At 32.6% G+C, this 17,225-nt stretch carries 20 protein-coding genes; 13 read left to right on the top strand and 7 right to left on the bottom strand.

Annotated features, from left to right (window positions below; genetic code table 11):
* Window positions 1-2 precede the first annotated feature (2 nt).
* Together A9G48_RS02075 and zapB are read right to left on the bottom strand one after the other, a co-directional pair.
* Complete coding sequence (locus A9G48_RS02075) at window positions 3-1,304, bottom strand: DUF2868 domain-containing protein (protein ID WP_141670379.1); 1,302 nt, start codon at window positions 1,302-1,304, stop codon at window positions 3-5.
* An 80-nt stretch (window positions 1,305-1,384) separates the two neighbouring features.
* Window positions 1,385-1,630 carry a cell division protein ZapB gene (zapB, locus tag A9G48_RS02070; protein WP_034945009.1) on the bottom strand — a complete coding sequence of 82 codons (246 nt, stop codon included), beginning with the start codon at window positions 1,628-1,630 and terminating at the stop codon, window positions 1,385-1,387.
* A 100-nt stretch (window positions 1,631-1,730) separates the two neighbouring features.
* On the opposite strand from zapB, the gene tpiA reads away from it, so the two are divergent.
* The gene (gene tpiA, locus A9G48_RS02065) at window positions 1,731-2,498 is read left to right on the top strand and encodes a triose-phosphate isomerase (protein ID WP_034945006.1); all 768 of its coding nucleotides are present in this window, start codon (window positions 1,731-1,733) and stop codon (window positions 2,496-2,498) included.
* 63 nt (window positions 2,499-2,561) lie between these two features.
* Here tpiA and A9G48_RS02060 read toward each other — a convergent pair whose 3' ends face one another.
* Entirely contained in the window at window positions 2,562-2,798 is a 237-nt protein-coding gene (locus A9G48_RS02060) for a helix-turn-helix domain-containing protein (protein ID WP_034945004.1), read from the bottom strand.
* Window positions 2,799-2,947: 149 nt separating this feature from the next.
* On the opposite strand from A9G48_RS02060, the gene A9G48_RS02055 reads away from it, so the two are divergent.
* The 8 genes from A9G48_RS02055 (at window position 2,948) to A9G48_RS02020 (ending at window position 11,208) form a co-directional block, all read left to right on the top strand.
* Entirely contained in the window at window positions 2,948-3,637 is a 690-nt protein-coding gene (locus tag A9G48_RS02055) for a LexA family transcriptional regulator (RefSeq protein WP_034945002.1), read from the top strand.
* A 289-nt stretch (window positions 3,638-3,926) separates the two neighbouring features.
* Window positions 3,927-5,054 carry a tRNA 2-thiouridine(34) synthase MnmA gene (gene mnmA, locus A9G48_RS02050; RefSeq protein ID WP_034944999.1) on the top strand — a complete coding sequence of 376 codons (1,128 nt, stop codon included), beginning with the start codon at window positions 3,927-3,929 and terminating at the stop codon, window positions 5,052-5,054.
* The gene (gene hflD / locus A9G48_RS02045) at window positions 5,047-5,694 is read left to right on the top strand and encodes a high frequency lysogenization protein HflD (RefSeq protein ID WP_034944996.1); all 648 of its coding nucleotides are present in this window, start codon (window positions 5,047-5,049) and stop codon (window positions 5,692-5,694) included. Before mnmA ends, hflD begins: the two co-directional genes overlap by 8 nt.
* 49 nt (window positions 5,695-5,743) lie before the next feature.
* Window positions 5,744-7,111, top strand: a complete 1,368-nt coding sequence (gene purB, locus A9G48_RS02040; RefSeq protein WP_034944993.1) for an adenylosuccinate lyase — start codon at window positions 5,744-5,746, stop codon at window positions 7,109-7,111.
* An 81-nt stretch (window positions 7,112-7,192) separates the two neighbouring features.
* A complete protein-coding gene (hemC, locus tag A9G48_RS02035) occupies window positions 7,193-8,113 on the top strand; it encodes a hydroxymethylbilane synthase (RefSeq protein WP_034944990.1) in 921 nt (306 codons plus the stop codon).
* Window positions 8,110-8,856, top strand: coding sequence for a uroporphyrinogen-III synthase (locus A9G48_RS02030; RefSeq protein WP_034944987.1), 747 nt, complete (start codon window positions 8,110-8,112; stop codon window positions 8,854-8,856). Before hemC ends, A9G48_RS02030 begins: the two co-directional genes overlap by 4 nt.
* 11 nt (window positions 8,857-8,867) lie before the next feature.
* A complete protein-coding gene (locus A9G48_RS02025; protein ID WP_051825132.1) occupies window positions 8,868-10,319 on the top strand; it encodes a uroporphyrinogen-III C-methyltransferase in 1,452 nt (483 codons plus the stop codon).
* A gap of 10 nt (window positions 10,320-10,329) precedes the next feature.
* On the top strand, window positions 10,330-11,208 hold the full coding sequence (locus A9G48_RS02020; protein WP_034944985.1) for a heme biosynthesis HemY N-terminal domain-containing protein: 879 nt from the start codon (window positions 10,330-10,332) through the stop codon (window positions 11,206-11,208).
* Window positions 11,209-11,256: 48 nt separating this feature from the next.
* Here the strand turns inward: A9G48_RS02020 and A9G48_RS02015 are convergent, their stop codons facing one another.
* Entirely contained in the window at window positions 11,257-11,586 is a 330-nt protein-coding gene (locus A9G48_RS02015; protein WP_034944982.1) for an AzlD domain-containing protein, read from the bottom strand.
* Complete coding sequence (locus A9G48_RS02010; protein WP_034944979.1) at window positions 11,583-12,278, bottom strand: AzlC family ABC transporter permease; 696 nt, start codon at window positions 12,276-12,278, stop codon at window positions 11,583-11,585. The genes A9G48_RS02015 and A9G48_RS02010 overlap by 4 nt, the downstream gene beginning before the upstream one ends.
* A gap of 221 nt (window positions 12,279-12,499) precedes the next feature.
* Between A9G48_RS02010 and gmk the strand changes: the two genes are divergently transcribed.
* Entirely contained in the window at window positions 12,500-13,132 is a 633-nt protein-coding gene (gene gmk, locus A9G48_RS02005) for a guanylate kinase (protein WP_034944976.1), read from the top strand.
* Window positions 13,133-13,239: 107 nt separating this feature from the next.
* Here gmk and gloA read toward each other — a convergent pair whose 3' ends face one another.
* Window positions 13,240-13,647: a lactoylglutathione lyase gene (gloA, locus tag A9G48_RS02000; protein WP_034944973.1), complete on the bottom strand. Its 408-nt coding sequence runs from the start codon at window positions 13,645-13,647 to the stop codon at window positions 13,240-13,242.
* A gap of 222 nt (window positions 13,648-13,869) precedes the next feature.
* Window positions 13,870-14,367, bottom strand: coding sequence for a glycine zipper 2TM domain-containing protein (locus tag A9G48_RS01995; RefSeq protein WP_034944970.1), 498 nt, complete (start codon window positions 14,365-14,367; stop codon window positions 13,870-13,872).
* A gap of 208 nt (window positions 14,368-14,575) precedes the next feature.
* On the opposite strand from A9G48_RS01995, the gene A9G48_RS11480 reads away from it, so the two are divergent.
* The 3 genes from A9G48_RS11480 to pgm all read left to right on the top strand — a co-directional run bounded on the left by A9G48_RS11480 (window position 14,576) and on the right by pgm (window position 16,985).
* A complete protein-coding gene (locus A9G48_RS11480) occupies window positions 14,576-14,728 on the top strand; it encodes a hypothetical protein (protein ID WP_176701018.1) in 153 nt (50 codons plus the stop codon).
* A 22-nt stretch (window positions 14,729-14,750) separates the two neighbouring features.
* Entirely contained in the window at window positions 14,751-15,263 is a 513-nt protein-coding gene (locus tag A9G48_RS01985) for a hypothetical protein (protein WP_034944961.1), read from the top strand.
* An 84-nt stretch (window positions 15,264-15,347) separates the two neighbouring features.
* Entirely contained in the window at window positions 15,348-16,985 is a 1,638-nt protein-coding gene (gene pgm / locus A9G48_RS01980; protein ID WP_034944959.1) for a phosphoglucomutase (alpha-D-glucose-1,6-bisphosphate-dependent), read from the top strand.
* Window positions 16,986-17,225 lie beyond the last annotated feature (240 nt).

Here is a 17,225-nt window from a genome sequence, read left to right as displayed (position 1 = left end):
TTCTATTCCTCATTTAACCATGTAGGTATAGATGATTTTAAGGATAGTGATTGCCAATTATGATATTGCTTGCCTTCGTTGATAAACCAAATACGATATTGTTGGGACTTAGTAGCTAGTTGATTGAGTAAGTTTAAAATGCCACGATCTGGCGCTCTATTTGCATCTATAGCAACCAATAATTTTTTAGCCGGTTTTAATTGTAAATAATCTAAAATGTCACGTCTTTGCTGCCGAGTATTAAGAAAACCTAAAAATGAGACAGAATCAGGAACAGGCCAATCTTCAGGAATATCAATTGCCACTAAATAAGCTCCTTGGCTATTTTCTAATAAATTCATAGCTGAATGAAAATGCATCTTTTTTCCCTGCAAATCGTTATCCACTATATCAATTAAAGCAGGTTGTAAATCGTTAGCTAGCAATTGATACTCAGGTAAAGCTAATTGCAGTTTAATTCCACGACAGCTTATTAGCCAACTAATTCCACAAATAATCATGCAAAAAAAGCGTATAGTTAAACCATAAACAATAAACACGCCAAGCAACCAAATAGCCCAAGAAGAACGAACATAACCGGCATTTAATGCTTGGTCGCTAATGCGGATAACATTATCTTGAGGTATAGAAAATCCAAATATGGATGGAATTAAGCCCAAATAATGAGTTAGTTGAATAATAGTATCAGAACTTAATAAAGTTGTTTTCCATTCAAAACTATAATGCTGCGTAGAAAATAAAACGATTAGAACTAACAATGCTGAACTTAGTATAATAGTCCAAAAAAGATTGAGAATAAAACCAATTAACCAGCGGATTTTTCCACCCAAAAGCTGTACAAATGCTGGTATAAGCTGTTGTACAGTTTTTCTTTGTGAAAGTTTTCTAGTTAGCCATAACCAGCAATGAATTAAAACACTACCACCAAAGCTCGAAAAAAAGAAAAAAGAGCAAAGCCAAATAAATAGAGTAATAAAATGAACGCCCAATAAACTAAAAAGTGCCCAATAAAGATTAACTGGATTTTGGCTTAATGCACCGAAAGCTAAACTTATACCAATAAAAAAAGAAAAGAATAATAATAAAATAAATGAAAATTTTAAGGCATGTAATAAAGTAATTAATGCAGCGTAAAGCTCACTCTGCTTGGATAACATAACAGCCCGCGTAACAATACGATGAGCAAGTGGTGTTTTCGAAGCGCGTAATTCTCGATTGATATCTTGATCTGCAAACCGTCCAGATTCATTTTCAATCAATCGTATCGTTTCGGTTAGCCATAATGATATTAACTTTTCTCGCATTATACTTAAATCTTTAAAAAATTTTTGTAAAGTATAAATCAACCGCGCCTTTAGTCGCGGTTGCAAATAAGTTAAATAAACTATTGCGCAATTTCACCAATTTTACTTAATAAAGTTTGAATACGTTGTTGCCATAATTGCAGATCTTGTTTTAACTTTTCGTTTTCATCACGTAAAGCTTTCATCTCATCAGAACTGTCATTAATTAATTGTTCTAACTCTTGATTACCTTGTTTTAAGGTTGTAATTTCCTGTTGTAGTGTATTGATTGTATTAATAGTATGTTGAATTTTACTTTCTAATTGATTCAATATTTCTAATGACATATTTTTCCTCAGGCTTTATTTATTTGGTGTATAATACTTACTATTATAACGAATTCATTCTAAAATCAACACCTTTTTAAATCTTAAGTTGGAGAAAATTATGCGTAAACCTCTCGTGATGGGTAATTGGAAACTCAATGGCAGTCTTGATATGGCTAAAAATATAGTTGTAGAACTAAAAAAAGAGCTATCAACAGATGTCGCATGTGATGTTGCTATTGCACCACCCGTCGTTTATTTAGACTTTATTAAACACCAATTAGATAAATCAAATATTATTTTAGGTGCTCAAGATGTTGGAATCAACTTGTCTGGTGCTTACACAGGTGAAGTCTCTGTCAATATGCTAAAAGAAATTGGCGTAACGCATATTATTATTGGCCATTCAGAACGTCGTACCTACCATAAAGAATCAGATGAATTTATTGCAAAAAAATTCGCTATAATTAAAGAAGCAGGTCTAGTGCCAGTTCTTTGTATTGGTGAAACTGAAGCCGAGAATGAAGCTGGTCAAACTCATGCAGTATGTGCGCGCCAAATTGATGCTGTAATTGAAACCCTGGGGATTGAAGCATTTAATCACGCTGTTATCGCTTATGAGCCAGTTTGGGCTATTGGTACTGGTAAATCAGCAACACCTGAGCAAGCACAAGCTGTCCATAAATTTATTAGAGAGCACCTTGCTAAACAGGATGCAGAAGTTGCAGAACAAGTAATTATTCAATATGGGGGATCAGTTAACGATAAAAATGCGGCTGAACTATTTACTCAACCAGATATTGATGGAGCATTAGTTGGCGGAGCATCATTAAAAGCTAGTACATTTGCTATGATAATTAAAGCTGCAGAAAAAGCTAAAGCACAATAATATGTAAAAGACGCCTTATTAGGCGTCCTTTGCCTTAAGCTTGTCTAAATTATTGTTCAATAATTAATATTTCACTTTGTTAGCTTTAAGCTTATAACGAGTAGGCCAAATTTTTTCAGCTGGGACTTTTAAATAATCAGAAATAATTCGTTCATATTTAGGGCAATGACGGTAAAGTGCATTTCTTAGAGTATCAGCTTGCAAACCGCTTGCACGAGATAGACCTCTTAAATTTCCACCTCTAATTTTAATTTCTCCTACTACTCTTGATGGAGTCCAGTCTTGATCTTGTTCGCTCATTATGAGATCCTCTATAAGTTTATTTACTGCTATCGTAAAGATTATCGGTATACAACATCAGTTGATGTAAATTCCAAGCAGAGAATAACACATAAAAAAACGAATTAAAACAAAAAATATAAAAAAGCAATACAGAATGGATTATAAAAATGAAAGAAAGCAGCATAAAAACAACCGAAAACCAAGAAAAAACACGAGCATTAACTGAAACTGGTGTTATCAATTTTAAAAATCGACTTACACTGGTATTGGAAGGCTTATCGGGAAATGCATTTGCCAAAAAAGTGGGAATGTCCGAAGCAGTAATTCGGGACTACTTATCAGGTAAAACCTATCCCTCACTCAATAGGCTGGCAATTATTGCTCAAAAATGTGATGTTCCAATTGAATGGCTAGTTACGGGTAAGGGGGAATGTAGATTACTTCCAGATACAGAACATAAAAGCTTTGTAGATATTCCTTTTCATCATTTAAATGAAGTAGGAAATTCTCATTTACAAATTGAATCAATACCATTTAATATCATGCTAATTAAACATCAAGAGTGTAATAATGATGATTTAAGCGCAGTATGGGCAAAAGGTGATAGTATGGAGCCTACTATATCTAATCATGATATTATTATAGTCAATACTTCTCATTGTAAATTGATTGACGGTTATCTGTATGCTGTTCAATATGATGATCAAATCAGTATTAAGCGTGTTCAAAATCAAGGGGCCAACATAGCATTATTGTGTGATAATCCAAAATATCCCACTATCATTATTGATAAAAATGCCCCTCAGGATTTTAAAATTATTGGTCATGTGGTGTATTTATTAAAAGATCTTTATTAAGAACTTTAATTAATATATTGATAAATATAAATAATTATTTATCTAGCTTATAAGTAACTCCATCGATAATTATCGCTGGAGTTGCTTTGCATAGATATTTAATTGTTCGTTTTTTTTCTTTAATGATTGTAAAGATTTATAAAGAAAAAAACGTGAAAATGTTTAACTTTAAGTCTATATTCCAATAAAAAAATTGTAGGCAATTGGAATTCTTATTAGCATTACTTTATGCTTTTTTGGGCATCTATGATAAAATCACCCATCATTTTTAATCTATTATTTAGTTATTATGCAAAAAATAAATGCTTCTCCAAAAGTTGTTGTCGGCATGTCTGGTGGCGTTGATTCTTCTGTTTCAGCTTATTTGTTACAACAACAAGGATACGATGTCATTGGATTATTTATGAAAAATTGGGAAGAAGATGATACAGACGAATACTGTTCAGCCGCAATTGACTTAGCGGATGCTCAAAAAGTATGTGACAAATTAAATATCAAATTACATACGATTAACTTTGCTACTGAATATTGGGATAATGTATTTGAACATTTCCTATCTGAATATAAAGCTGGTAGAACACCGAATCCTGATATTTTATGCAATAAAGAAATCAAATTTAAAGCTTTCTTAGACTATGCAGCCGAAGATTTAGGTGCCGACTATATAGCAACTGGCCATTATGTTCGCAAACGAGAAATCAATAACAAAATAGAATTGTTGAGAGGTATTGATAATAATAAAGATCAAAGTTATTTTCTGTATACCCTTAGTGAAGCACAGATAAGTCAAAGCTTATTTCCGGTTGGTGAACTTGAAAAAACAGAAGTTCGTAAAATTGCAAAACAGCTAGGATTAGCTACAGCTTCCAAAAAAGATTCAACCGGTATTTGTTTTATTGGTGAACGCAAATTTAATGAATTTTTGGCCCGTTATTTACCCGCTCAAACTGGTATTATTCGCACCGTTGAGGGTAAAGCAATTGGTAAACATCAAGGTCTTATGTACCACACACTAGGGCAACGTAAAGGACTTGGTATTGGAGGACTTAAACAAGCCAATGATACTCCTTGGTATGTTGTAGATAAAGATATAAAAAATAATGAATTGGTTGTAGCCCAAGGGCATGATCACCCAGCACTATTTTCAAATGGCCTAATTGCACAACAGTTACATTGGGTTGATCGACAAATAGTTACTAAGTCATTTAACTGCACGGTTAAAACTCGTTATCGGCAACAAGATATTGCCTGCCGAATTAACCCACTTTCAGAAGATAAGATAGAAGTCATTTTTGAACAGCCTGTTGCAGCTGTAACTCCAGGGCAATCAGCAGTTTTTTATCAAAATGATGTGTGTTTAGGCGGTGGAATTATTGAAGAAAGAATTATTGATGCTAAGGAGTTTTTGAGTGAGTAATAAATATTATCATATTGCCATTGCACTTGCAGGTGTTGTACAAAGTACTATGCTTATTCCGCAGCTTGCAAATACCGGCATTTGTAATACCACTATTTATGAACAATCAATAAAAAGCGTATTTAAAACCTCCCCCCAAACCACCGCTGATGTTTATGATGGTATTAAAAATATTAAAACAGGCTTACTTGCTTTAAAGCAATTATTATCTTCAAATCAAAAAGATCAGGTTGAATTAATACGTTATCTTTTTGGGACACTAAGTATTACCAATAAGCTATTAAGAAATAATGATGTACTCAACAAAATTGATCAACGATTAAAACAAATTTCCGCACTTTATCCGGTTGTGAATGACGAAACGATTAACATCAATATAGATGAACTTTCATACTCGCTAGCTAACATTTATTCGGATATCGTCAGTCCTTTAACAAATAAGATTAAGGTGATAGGAAAAGCACAATTTTTACAAAATTCATTAGTTCAAGCTAAAATAAGAACATCCCTTTTTGGTAGTGTTCGTTCATCCATCTTATGGTATCAGGTTGGTGGAAGTCGGTTACAGCTTCTTTTTGGGCGTAAAGGCATCTATAATGCAATAAACGAATTACTCGATGAAATAAACCAAGTAAATTAATTTATATTTTTCTAAGTGATATTTCAAAATTATCAACGGAGTTAAACCTATGGAATTATCTTCCCTCACTGCCCTTTCACCTATTGATGGTCGTTATGGTGATAAAACAATAGAATTACGCACTATTTTTAGCGAATATGGCTTATTGAAATATCGAGTTCAAGTTGAGATCCGTTGGTTACAAAAATTAGCTTCGCAAGCAGAGATTCTTGAAGTTCCAGCATTAAGCCAATTAGCATTAGATCACCTTAATAAAATCATTGAACAATTTAATGAAAAAGATGCTTTGAGAATTAAAGAGATAGAAAAAACGACAAATCATGATGTAAAAGCTGTTGAGTACTTTTTAAAAGAAAAAGTTAGCACTAACGAAGAGCTACGTGCCATTAATGAGTTTATCCATTTTGCCTGCACATCAGAAGATATCAATAATTTATCTTATGCATTAATGTTAAAAACAGCAAAAGATACAATTTTAGTCCCTTATTGGAAAAAGGTGATTGATAAAATTGTATCGCAAGCTAAAGTCCATCGAGATATACCATTGCTTTCAAGAACACATGGACAACCAGCTACTCCGTCAACCGTTGGTAAAGAATTTGCCAATGTTGCCTATCGTTTACAGCGTCAATTAAACCAACTTGAGTCAATTGAAATTCTAGGTAAAGCAAATGGCGCAACAGGTAATTACAATGCACATATTGCTGCCTATCCAGAAGTAAATTGGCATAAGTTTAGTAAAGAGTTTGTCAATTCTTTGGGTTTAAAATGGAATCCTTATACAACACAAATTGAACCGCATGATTATATCGCCGAATTTTTTGATTGTGTTGCTCGCTTTAATACTATTATGATCGACTTCAATCGTGATGTTTGGGGTTATATTGCATTAAATCATTTCAAACAAAAAACCATCGCAGGTGAAATAGGTTCCTCAACAATGCCACATAAGGTTAATCCTATAGACTTTGAAAATTCTGAAGGTAATTTAGGGATTGCCAATGCAATTATGGGACATTTAGGAAGTAAACTACCGATATCTCGTTGGCAACGTGATTTAAGTGATTCAACAGTATTACGTAATCTTGGTGTGGGTATTGGCTATGCCATTATTGCTTATCAATCAACATTAAAAGGCTTAAATAAGCTTGAAGTAAACTACGATCATTTACTTGAAGAACTAAACTGTAACTGGGAAGTACTAGCAGAACCAATTCAAACGGTGATGCGTCGTTACAGTATTGAAAAGCCCTATGAAAAATTAAAAGAATTTACTCGAGGTAAACGCGTTAATGCAAAAGAAATAAAACAGTTTATAGATTCATTAGATTTACCTGAAATCGAAAAAACTCGATTAAAACAGTTAATGCCAGCGAACTATATAGGTTATGCTGCTAACTTTGTCGATAATTTGTAAAGAAAGACTAATAAGATTTAGCACTAAAAAAATTATAGTTAGAGCAAACTATATATTTTCAGTATCAAATAGGAAACCCGATTGAAAATCCGTATTGCAACACGAAAAAGCCCTTTAGCACTATGGCAAGCAAATTATGTTAAACAACAATTGCTATCGGTGCATCAAGGTTTAACAGTAGAATTAATGCCTATGGTAACCCGTGGTGATATTTTACTTGATAGCCCTCTCTCCAAAATTGGGGGCAAAGGTTTATTTGTCAAACAGCTTGAACAAGCTATATTAAATAATGAAGCTGATATTGCTGTTCATTCAATAAAAGATATTCCTGTTGAGTTTCCAGCGGGATTGATGTTAGCAACTATTTGTCAACGTGACGATGTACGTGATGCTTTTATTTCAAATCAATATAATAGGTTAGATGAATTACCCAATGGTGCTGTTATTGGCACATCAAGTTTACGGCGCCAGTGTCAGCTAAAAGCTAAATACCCACATTTAAGTGTTCAAGCTTTGAGAGGAAATGTTGGAACACGTTTAGCAAAATTAGATAACCAAGAATATGATGCAATTATTTTGGCTTCAGTTGGTTTGAAACGTTTAGGATTAACAGAACGCATTAAACAGTATATTGATACAGAGTTAATCTTGCCTGCAGTTGGACAAGGAGCAATTGGAATTGAAGCTAGAATTAACGATACTACTATCCTTAACTTACTTGCTCCACTTGATGATCTCAATACTCGCATTTGTATCCAAGCGGAAAGAGCAATGAATCAAGCATTACAAGGTGGTTGCCAAGTACCCATTGCAAGTTATTGTTGTTTAAAAAACGACCAAATAAATTTACAAGGTTTGGTTGGTCGTGTTGATGGTTCTCAAATAATCAAAGGGGAAATTGTTGGTAGCGTGACTCAATCTCAAGATTTAGGTTATAAATTGGCTAACCAACTATTGGAGCAAGGTGCTAACAAAATATTACAGGAATTAAATGGTCAATGATTTTTGTAACTAGACCATCTCCTGAAGGTGAAATATTAACCGAATGGCTTAATAACTCGAATTTATCAGCAAAACACCTTCCGTTATTTTCGATTTCTGCAGGAGATGATCTTCAAAATTTACAATATCAATTTAATAATCTTTTACCTAACGATATTGTGATAATAGTTTCGCCACAAGTAATACATACTATAAAAACAAATCTGCCAAATTTTTTATTCCCTACAAACATCAATTATTTTGCAATCGGTAAAAAAACAGCTAAATTATTGAATCAATTTACACCAAATCAAGTGATCTATCCGGCCCAGGAAAATAGTGAAGGATTATTAGCATTATTAACTTATGAATCGGTGAAAAATCGCACAGTTTTAATTTTACGAGGTAACGTTGGAAGGCCGCTATTAATGGAGTCCCTGACTGAAATGCAGGCAAACGTAAAATTATTAGAATGCTACCAACGTCATCCCATTACCTATTCAACGGATATTCTCACAAATAATATTAAAAAGCAGATAATCATTATTACAAGTGTACAACACCTAATGCAACTTGAATTATATTGCAAAACTCAACATAAAAACTTTGCCACTTTGATTGTGACAAGTGAGAGAATTTTTGAAAAAGCCAAACAATTAAAATGGAAAAAAGTGTTACAAGTAAAAGGAGCTAATAATCAAATTCTATTTAAAACAATGATTACTCTATGTCATAATGTTACTTTTAATTTAATAGATTTTTAATGAGGAAAGCTATGCTAATTCGATATTATGGTGCAAATGCAACACTTTCAACTATTAGCACCACTTCATATAGCCAATATTCCTCAACTTATAGCTATAATGGGGCAAAACAAGAGATGAAAGAAAAAGAAGATAAACAAAGTTCTATAAACCTACAAAAAAAAATCACAGAAGAAAAAATGAATGTTTCACCATTAAGTAAAAGCAGCTCAAATAAAACACCGATTTCTAAGTTGTCGCTTGTTGCTATAGCTTTGACTTTAGGTCTGGGGAGTTTTGTTTTCTACCATGGACATCAACATATTGAAAATCAAAAGCGAACAATTGCAGCACTTCAAAATGAAATAACAAATTTAAAACAAAGCACAAAACAAAGTGTTTTAAAAGATTTGCAAACAACTATCACCGAAACATTAAATCAACAAAACCAACAATTTTCATCACTTGAACAACGCGTTGTGAATCAATTAGCTGAACAGCAAAAGCTACAACATCAAATAACCAATCAGGTTACTGATTCCACTAAATTAAATGAACAAGCCTTGCATAGTCTTAATGAACGATTATCTGCAATGTCTTCAACCGATCAAAATACATGGTTAATCTCGCAAGCTAACTATCTGGTCAATCTAGCTGGAAGAAAAATCTGGAACGATCAAGATTATACAACAGCCCGTTTATTGTTAAAAAATGCCGATAAAAGCTTGGCACAGACAAATGATCCAAGTTTAATACCTGCTAGGCAAGCTATTAATAAAGATATTAATTCATTGTCAGAAATCAGTCTTATTGACTCTGACGGAATTATAATGAATTTAATTGGGCTATCAGATGCATTAATTGAATTACCCTTGGTAGGAAATTATAAAGAAGTTGATCTCGGAATGAATCAATATAATGATGAAATTTCAGAAGATAATACATCAACGAGGACAAATCATTCAAGTGACAAATTCATTACCAATAGTTCAAATAATAAATCAAGCGAAGTAACTACATCGTTATCGGATTGGTCAGATAATTTGCTTTCAAATGCAGATACCTTCATGAAAAAATTTATTACCATTGAAAAAATTGATAAAGATGACAATAAATTTTCAACCTGTATGTCTCTTGCAGGAAAAGATGAAAAACAAATTGTACGGTGTCAAATATTGCAAAAACCACTCACTTTAGAACAATCATTATATTTGCGCGAAAATATCCGCTTTCGACTATTAATTGCAGCACAAGCTGTACCTAGACACCAAGAACTTATTTACCAACGAGCACTAAATGATGCATCTATCTGGGTAAATGCTTATTTTGATGGTCACGCACCAAGTGTTAAAGCATTTTTGCATGATCTTGATAATTTACAAAATCAATCAATAAGCAATCAAAAAGTACCTGAAAAACTGATAAGCCAAAGTGAGCTTGAAAAGTTAATGCAAACTCGTGTTCGTGCAATGTTGACTAAATAGGAGAATCATCATGATAAAAATATTGATTATTTTCTTAGTTTTAGTAGGTGGATTCTTCTTAGGTCCATTATTGCAATTTAATCAAGGTTCAGCAGTATTTATTATTGCTAATTATAAAATCAGCATGTCATTTAATTCTTTTGTTATATTGGAATTATTGGCTATATTGTGCCTTTATCTCTTTGCGAAAATATTAAAAAAAATCTTTAATTCCAAAACAATGTTAGGCAATTGGTTACGCTTTAATTCACCACGTAAATCAGTAAAACGAATTGAACAAGCACAAATTTTACTTCTTGAAGGCGACTATCAACAAGCAGCCAAACTTTTTATGAAAAGTGCTAAAGGTGCAACAAATACTACATTATCCTATTTACTTGCAGCACAGGCCCAAATTGATAATGATCAATTCATTTCTGCCAATCAATTACTTGAACAAGCAGCAAAAAACTGTCAACCTAGAGAAAAATTTGCTTTTAAATTAGTTCAATTACGTCTACAAATCAAAAACAAAGAATATGATACAGCAAAAACATCCGTTGAATCACTTTTAAATGAAAAACCTCGTAATGCTGAAGTTTTAAGGCTTGCAGATGAACTTTATTATCAAATAGGGGATTATCAAGCTGTTATTGAGCTGTTACCCATTATGTACAAAGTGAAAGCTTATAGTGAATCACAATTAGAACAGCTTTCCCAAACGGCTTACATTGGACGTATTAAACAATTATCAACTGATAGCGATCCCCTTGCATTGATAAAATGGTGGAAATCACAACCAAGAGCTATTCTTAATAATATTTCTTACCAAAAAGCGATGGCTAATTATCTTAAACAGTTAGGACAAATTGCTGAAGCTGAAAAAATATTAACTTCTATTAGAACATAAAAGCAAACTTAAAAATGCGGGGCTTTTGCCCTGCTTTAATTTAAACTATTATACCAATACCAGAAAATAACGAATTAAAGCTATAAAGCACATTCCTCCAACCACAACACACATTAAATTTTTTGTCAAAAAAGCGATGATTATTGTTGGAATAGCAGCTAAACAATATTCAATATTAAAATCAGGAAACTGCCCTTCTTTGGCAATAAAAAGATTTTGAACAAACAATGCAGTTAAGATACATAAAGGGACATAGGATAAAAATCGAATCACAATATTTGGTAATTGTAACTTTCTTATTAACATAAAAGGGATTACTCTTGGTAACCAAGTAACAATACCACACCCCAAAATAATAAATAGACTATAATTACTCATGCATCACGCTCCATGGCAAGTCCCATAAAGCAACCAGAAAAAGTACTTATTAAAATCGACAATTCAGGGGAAACAAAACGCATTAAAAAAATTAGCATAATTGCCACTGTTAACATTACAATAATACGATTTTTCATACTTTTACTTTTATCACCAATAAATTGCAAATAAACTAGACCAATAAACATAGCAACCAAAGCATAATCCAACCCAAACATAGCTGGGTTAGGCAACCATTGACCAATTAAAGCGCCTATAAAACAGGAGAGAATCCAAGCAATATAAGCCGTTATATTAAGTCCTTGCATCCAAACCGCATTAACAGGAATTTTATTTGTAATAGCATTTATGGCAACAGCAAAAGTTTCATCGGTCAATAAGCTACCTATGTTAATATTTTGAATAAATGAGTATCGACGAAAAGTTGGCGCAATTGCCATGCTCATTAAAAAATGACGGGAATTAACCAAAAAAACAGCAAAGATAATCGCTGAAATCGGTGTTGCAACCAACATTAATCCAGCAATAATAAATTGCGCAGCACCTGCATAAACAATTGCTGCAAGTAATGTTATTTCTAAAACGGACAAATTAGCCGAATTACCAACAACCCCAGCAGCAATACCTATACCTATATAACCCAATAAAGTTGGAATACAAGCATAAACGCCATCTCTAAATGTTAATGCCATTGTAATTTCTAATGATAAAAAATATGCTTTATTTTAGTACGTAACATATTACTGTCAATCAATAGATAACAATTATAATAATAAATAGCGCTAATAATTAGTTCAATAACTTAACTAATAGATAGAATAAGCCGCAATCTATTTTTGAATTTGTTATAATGATGATATAAATTTTATTAAGTAAAATCACAAATTTTTTTATGATAAGTGAAAATAACCCCATGTACACAGCTACCCTATTTATTATTTCAGCACCAAGTGGGGCTGGGAAGTCAAGCCTTATTCGGGCATATTTAGCGCAAAAAAATCATCACCCTGCTAAAGTCTCAATTTCGCATACAACTCGTAACCCAAGACCAGGTGAACGTCATGGGGAACATTATTATTTTGTCGATCATAATTATTTTGAATCATTAATTAATGATCAAGCCTTTGTGGAATATGCTCATGTTTTTGATCACTATTATGGTACATCAAAATCTGAGATCCAACACAGCCTACAACAAGGAATTAACGTATTTTTAGATATTGATTGGCAAGGTGCTCAACAAGTAAGAAAAAAAATGCCTCAGTCAAAAAGCATTTTTATATTACCGCCGTCATTAACCGAACTAGAAAATCGTTTAGTAAAACGAGGACAAGATAATGATCAAGTTATTCGTAAAAGAATGGCAAAAGCACAAGCTGAAATTTCCCATTATAACGAATATGATTACGTGATTATTAATGATGATTTCAATACTTCATTAACGGCATTAAATTCAATTATTACCACCGCTAGTTTAGAATGCAATAAACAAGAAGCACTTAATAAAAAACTACTCACAAGCCTTTTGGAAAAAAACAAGGCATAATTAAATAATATTCAAATAAAATACCTTTTAGGTATAAATAAATATCGCCCACACAAAGGGCGATATTTATTTAACTATTCAATGTCATAATTGAGTAAAACTTTATATTAATTTCCTAAAGCTTTATCTGCCTGATCATTCTGAATTAATTCTAGCTTATAACCATCAGGATCTTCGATAAAAGCAATAATGGTCGTACCACCTTTAACGGGACCTGCTTCGCGAGTTACCTTACCACCAGCTTTTTTAACATCATCACACATTTTTGCCACATCATCAACACCGATCGCAATATGACCAAATGCATTGCCATGTTCATATTTTTCAGTTCCCCAATTATAAGTTAACTCAATTACTGAGCTAACTGTTTCATCGCTATAACCAACAAAAACCAAAGAGTATTTATATTCAGTATTTTCACTAGTCCTTAGCACTTTCATACCCATGATGCGAGTATAAAAATCAATTGAACGTTGTAAATTCCCAACACGTAACATGGTATGTAAAATACGCATCGCCAATATTCCTTCTTAAACAAATAAAGCCGTTAACAAATAAAAATAGTGCTAAGCTTAGCTGTTAACTTTTAGTTGAGCAAATTTCTAGTTCAATAAGACGAAAAAACGAAAATTAACAACATTAAAATAATTAAATCGTGAGTTATAAATAAGACTTCTACTCAATATAATATGAAGTAAAAGCCTTAATTTATTCATTTGAACTATGAAAATAATTGTTTATTCTTTTGTTACATTGCTATAACGAGGTGAAGCACTAATTTGTTTTCCATTACTAACTAATCGAACAGGTTGACCAATAAAAAATTCCTTAATTGTACCTTTTTGTACAATAACAATATTAGAACCATCCTCTTGTTTAATCTCTAATTCAACTGCATTAGTTTGACTTGCACTATCTTCAATTTTATTACCTAATAAGGCACCACCAATAGCACCTGTTGCAATGGCTAATGCTCTCCCTGACCCATTACCAATCGTATTACCTAATACACCACCAATAACAGCACCACCTAAAGAACCTACAATATTTTCACTTTGACCATTTGAAGCATTAGTTTGGATTTTAACTGGGCGTACCGAAACTACTGTACCATAACTCACTTGCTGTACTTGTTTTGCTTGTTCTGTCGTATAAACATCGCCAGAATAAATATTACCATTACTACATCCAGAAAGGATTGCTGCTAGTATAGTTAATTTGACGATTTTTTTCATAGTAGATTCCTCATATGATTTTGAAAGATTGGTTTTTTTTAAATTTTTTTAGCATAAACCTATTTTCCAATTACAACAATATTTTTTTCATTATTTTATCAATAGATAATACAATTTAATATCAAGTTAGGGTATACTCATCCCAATAGTTTACATGGTATACAATAAGTATATGAAACGGTTATTTTTTCAATTAGTAATATCAGTTATGATATCGAGCTGTCATGATGCTAATCTACAACATAAAATTGAAAATGCAACGATCATTGAACAACAAACTAATGATTGTTTAAAAGATAATGCAACAAACAATTTACATCAACTAGGCAATATTACAGTACAAGCATGTCCAGTAAATTAAATTAATAGGCATAAGTAACATAATGAAAACTATCGAAATCGACGAAGAGTTATATACATTTATCGCAGCACAAACTAAACATATTGGTGAAGATGCATCAAGTATCATTAGACGTTTATTAAAGATGGAGCATGCTACTCGAGTTAGTTCAGTAGGAAAAGTTAATGCTGAAAGTCGTTATTCAATGTTTAATGATTTACTAACTAGTGACACCTTTAACGGCGAAAAATCAATCATCGGTCGCTTTTTATTATTGCTTGAAACACTTTATAATTACAATCCTGCACTTTTTTCAATTGCAGCAACTTCACTGCATGGCAGCAAAAGACAATATTTAGCCAAAGACAAACAATCTTTAGAAATATCCGGTAAAAATACTAAACCTCGTGAAATAGTGGGCACGCCATATTGGGTGATAAGTAATACCAATACCGCAAGAAAGATTTATATTATTGAATCAATTATGAGTGACATGGGCATATCAGACAACATGATTAACCAAGTTATAAAAGTTTTTTCGCCACCATCTAAGTAAAATAGCATATTACATACTAATTAGAGAAGAAATGTAACTGTTAGCAAACGACTAAAAGTGCAATCTATGAAAGAGGAACAAGAAATGGCAAATCATAGCCGAGCGGGATTATTAGCCGAACCTTCTGATCTAATCAATGTCAAAACATTACAAAATAATTATTACCAAACCACACCTGATACTGATAATGCAAGTCAATTAGTTATTTTTGGTACTTCAGGGCATCGAGGTAGTTCAAATAAAGGTAGCTTTAATGAAGCACATATTTTAGCCATTGCTCAAGCTATCGCTGAATACCGTCAAACAAATAACATCACAGGTCCATGCTTTATTGGTCAAGATACGCATGCTTTATCAGAATTAGCTTTAAAAACCGTGCTTGAAGTATTTGTTGCTAATCAACAACATGTTATAATTGCCCATGATTTTGGATACACCCCCACACCAGTTATCTCACATGCAATTATAACTTACAATCAAAACAAAAAGTCACAACTTGCTGACGGTATCGTTATTACACCATCACATAATCCACCAGAAGACGGTGGAATTAAGTATAATCCAACCAATGGTGGTCCAGCAGACACTGACATAACGAAACAGATCGAAAACAGAGCAAATGAATTACTCAAAAATAATTTGAATGAAGTCAAACGAATAACATTAGAAAAAGCCATTCATTCAGATTATATTCATACAAAAGAATATGAAACCGATTATATCAACGATCTTGAAAACATTTTAGATCTTTCCCTAATTAAATCTTCTTCACTTAAAATTGGCGTTGATCCTTTAGGTGGCGCAGGTATTACTTATTGGCCACGAATTGCTGAAAAATATGGATTGAACCTTGATATTGTTAACAACAAAATTGATCCAACATTTAGTTTTATGCATCTTGATCATGATGAAATCATTAGAATGGATTGTTCAAGTCGTTGGGCAATGGAAGGATTATTAAATTTAAAAGACAAATTTGATTTAGCTTTTGGCAATGATACCGACTTTGACCGGCATGGAATTGTTACCCCAAAAGGTTTAATGAATCCAAATGCCTATCTTTCTGCATGTGTTAATTATCTATTTCAATATCGTCCTAAATGGCATAATGATGTTGCTATTGGTAAAACATTGGTGACAAGTTCAATGATTGACCGTGTAGCAAATAGTTTAAACAAAAAATATTTAGAGTTCCCCGTTGGTTTTAAATGGTATGCAAATGGACTCTATAATGGGCAATTAGGCTTTGCTGGTGAAGAAAGTGCTGGCGCATCGTTTTTAAGAACAAATGGAAAAGTTTGGTCAACTGATAAAGATGGCATTATTTTATGTCTACTTGCTGCTGAAATGACTGCTAAAATTGGTAAAAATCCACAAGAACAATATCAAGAACTTGAAGCCAAGTTTGGGGTATCTTACTATGGTAGATTACAAGCTGCTGCGTCTTTCACCGAAAAACAAAAGCTCGCAAAACTTGATGCAAGTCAGCTCACTACAGATCAACTTGCTGGTGAAAAGATCACTCAATGCCTAACCACTGCTCCGGCGAATAATGCATCAATTGGCGGGTTAAAAGTGATAGCTGAAAATGGTTGGTTTGCAGCACGACCTTCAGGTACCGAAGATGCTTACAAAATATATGCAGAAAGCTTTGTTAGCAAGCAGCATTTATCCACTCTTCAAAAAGAAGCACAAGAAATTGTCGCTAAAGCAATAAAATAAAATTTAAAAAGCCGACTATTATCAAGTTGGCTTTTTAACCTAGTATGAATATAACTATTTAATTGCAAATTTAACCTACAGCACTAAAATTCAAAAATTATTATTTTTTAAGATTTGAGCTACATTATCTTTTTTTCATAACGATTTTTTCTCTTATTAAAAAATAAAACATAAACAAGACATAACTACTAACAAAAATAGTTACAATTGTTAAAATGATTTTAGTTATATCAACATATT

Origin of the sequence: Gilliamella sp. wkB18 (genome assembly GCF_001690875.1) — a bacterium.
Taxonomy (GTDB): Bacteria; Pseudomonadota; Gammaproteobacteria; order Enterobacterales; family Orbaceae; genus Gilliamella; species Gilliamella apicola_A.
This window is presented reverse-complemented; position numbering and strand designations above follow the sequence as displayed.

Excerpts from the sequence above, each read along its gene's own strand:
- A9G48_RS02060 (WP_034945004.1), bottom strand. The coding sequence starts at position 2,798 with ATGAGCGAACAAGATCAAGACTGGACTCCATCAAGAGTAGTAGGAGAA.
- purB (WP_034944993.1), top strand. The coding sequence starts at position 5,744 with ATGGAATTATCTTCCCTCACTGCCCTTTCACCTATTGATGGTCGTTAT.
- A9G48_RS02055 (WP_034945002.1), top strand. The coding sequence starts at position 2,948 with ATGAAAGAAAGCAGCATAAAAACAACCGAAAACCAAGAAAAAACACGA.
- A9G48_RS02020 (WP_034944985.1), top strand. The coding sequence starts at position 10,330 with ATGATAAAAATATTGATTATTTTCTTAGTTTTAGTAGGTGGATTCTTC.
- A9G48_RS01995 (WP_034944970.1), bottom strand. The coding sequence starts at position 14,367 with ATGAAAAAAATCGTCAAATTAACTATACTAGCAGCAATCCTTTCTGGA.
- A9G48_RS02010 (WP_034944979.1), bottom strand. The coding sequence starts at position 12,278 with ATGGCATTAACATTTAGAGATGGCGTTTATGCTTGTATTCCAACTTTA.
- A9G48_RS02015 (WP_034944982.1), bottom strand. The coding sequence starts at position 11,586 with ATGAGTAATTATAGTCTATTTATTATTTTGGGGTGTGGTATTGTTACT.
- A9G48_RS02025 (WP_051825132.1), top strand. The coding sequence starts at position 8,868 with ATGCTAATTCGATATTATGGTGCAAATGCAACACTTTCAACTATTAGC.
- A9G48_RS01985 (WP_034944961.1), top strand. The coding sequence starts at position 14,751 with ATGAAAACTATCGAAATCGACGAAGAGTTATATACATTTATCGCAGCA.
- A9G48_RS02075 (WP_141670379.1), bottom strand. The coding sequence starts at position 1,304 with ATGCGAGAAAAGTTAATATCATTATGGCTAACCGAAACGATACGATTG.
- A9G48_RS02030 (WP_034944987.1), top strand. The coding sequence starts at position 8,110 with ATGATTTTTGTAACTAGACCATCTCCTGAAGGTGAAATATTAACCGAA.
- A9G48_RS11480 (WP_176701018.1), top strand. The coding sequence starts at position 14,576 with ATGATATCGAGCTGTCATGATGCTAATCTACAACATAAAATTGAAAAT.
- gloA (WP_034944973.1), bottom strand. The coding sequence starts at position 13,647 with ATGCGTATTTTACATACCATGTTACGTGTTGGGAATTTACAACGTTCA.
- tpiA (WP_034945006.1), top strand. The coding sequence starts at position 1,731 with ATGCGTAAACCTCTCGTGATGGGTAATTGGAAACTCAATGGCAGTCTT.
- zapB (WP_034945009.1), bottom strand. The coding sequence starts at position 1,630 with ATGTCATTAGAAATATTGAATCAATTAGAAAGTAAAATTCAACATACT.
- gmk (WP_034944976.1), top strand. The coding sequence starts at position 12,500 with ATGTACACAGCTACCCTATTTATTATTTCAGCACCAAGTGGGGCTGGG.
- mnmA (WP_034944999.1), top strand. The coding sequence starts at position 3,927 with ATGCAAAAAATAAATGCTTCTCCAAAAGTTGTTGTCGGCATGTCTGGT.
- pgm (WP_034944959.1), top strand. The coding sequence starts at position 15,348 with ATGGCAAATCATAGCCGAGCGGGATTATTAGCCGAACCTTCTGATCTA.